The organism is Streptomyces sp. NPDC001156, from assembly GCF_053598275.1.
In genome coordinates this window covers 1-1,630 of the sequence record NZ_JBSFJX010000510.1, presented here as the reverse complement: position 1 = coordinate 1,630, position 1,630 = coordinate 1, and the positions used below count along the sequence as shown (strand labels likewise).

The window sequence follows — 1,630 nt, the reverse complement described above, 5'->3', positions numbered from 1 at the left end:
ATGACCACCGCGGCGCTGGTCTTGTCGGTCCGGCCGCCCAGAAGGAGCAGCACGGTGAGCCCGATGATCACCGCCGCGTACTGCCCGATCTGCGGGGGGGTGAGCGGCCACAGCGCGCCGACCAGGCGTCCGCCGTAGAGGTCGGGCAGGGCCGCGCCGGGTGAGACGACGAGGCCGGCGGCCACCGAGCCGAGCACGGCGAAGTACGCCCGGATGTGGTACCGGACGAACGTCAGGCTGCCGTCCCACCAGCGGCTGAGCAGCCACAGGGTGCCGATGAAGAGCGTCAGCCGGAAGCAGCGGAACAGCGCGCCGAACCCGGACTCCAGGTTGGCGCTGGAGATGACGCTCGTCACCAGCAGCAGGGTGAGCAGGAGCAGGTAGGCGCTGGGCCGGATGCGCAGCCGGAGATTGACCACGAGCGCGAGCGTGAACGCGGCGACCAGCGCGCCCATGGTGACCATCTGGATGAGGGAGCGCGGCAGCGGGATGATGGTCTTCGCCCCGGCGGAGCCGAGCGTGTTGAGGATCAGCAGCCCCCAGACGATTCCGACGAGCTTCGGGGTGCCGGCGGAGCCCGGTTCGGCGCCGGACCGCGTGTCCGGCTCCGTGTTCATCTGCGCGTCCATCTCAACCACCGGTCCCTGGGTCGAGAGTGCTGCCCGCGTCCTGCCGGTAGTCCATGCCCTGCCACTCGTCGAAGTCGAGCACCCGGCTCGGGTCGTAGGCGACGAACTCCCACGGCCCGAGGTAGACGTTGTGGTGCCATCGGTTGTCCTGCTTGTGGGTGATCGCCTCGGCCACCTTCTCGCCCTTGTACGGCGACCAGTCCGGATAGGTCCCGTAGTTGGACAGCACCGCCATGCGGTCGCACGTCTCCGTGCACCTGACCACCGACTCGTCGAGCACGAAGCGGTTGTCGTGGATGTCCACGCGCTGGGTCTTCCACCGGCAGTCGGCGTAGAGCGGTGCCTTGTCGATCGCCGGCCTGGCGCAGCGGTCGGTGTCCTTCACCAGCAGCGTGCAGTCACCGGACGAGGTGTTGGCCGGGCTGTTGCAGAACCGGTCGGCGTTCTCCCACAGGGTGATCCCGGACCAGTTGTTCTCCAGCACGTTCCGGTAGATCTCGATCTTGTCGGTGCGGGCTGGGATCCGCGGTTCGCCGCCGGACTCGGACAGGTAGATCGTCGCGTACGGGAAGTTGTCGCCGCGGTCGGCGTACCTGCGGCCCTCGACCCAGTTGTTCCGCCGGATCGTGTTGTTGCGGATGACCGCGTTGTAGCTGGTCTCGTAGATCAGTGCGGCACCGTCGTTGGCCTCGAGCACGTTGTTCTCGATCAGGAAGTCGTTGTTGTCGGTGTCCGCCCACAGCCCTGCTCCGCGGTTGTCGTGCACCCAGTTGCCGCGTACGTCGGCGCCGTTGACGGCCCAGAACTTGATGCCGCCTGTGCAGCCGCAGCCCTGCTGCCGCCGTTCCCAGTCGTCGGTGTTGTTGCCCACGATCTCGTTGTCCTCGACCACCAGGTCGCGGACAACGCCGCCGCTCTTGTACGCGTTCATTCCGTACTGCCCGTTGTCGCGCAGGCAGCTGAAGCGGACCCGCTGGTGGGCACCGGCCATCAGCCCCGCC

Annotated in this window: 1 protein-coding gene and 1 pseudogene; both read right to left on the bottom strand. The window is 67.8% G+C overall.

From position 1 onward, the window contains the following. A pseudogene (locus ACWDA7_RS52690) lies at positions 1–617 on the bottom strand (O-antigen ligase domain-containing protein); the annotation flags it as partial. A gap of 13 nt (positions 618–630) precedes the next feature. Continuing rightward, positions 631–1,630 (bottom strand): right-handed parallel beta-helix repeat-containing protein (locus ACWDA7_RS52685; protein WP_450615312.1); only part of this gene is annotated, 1,000 nt, incomplete at its 5' end.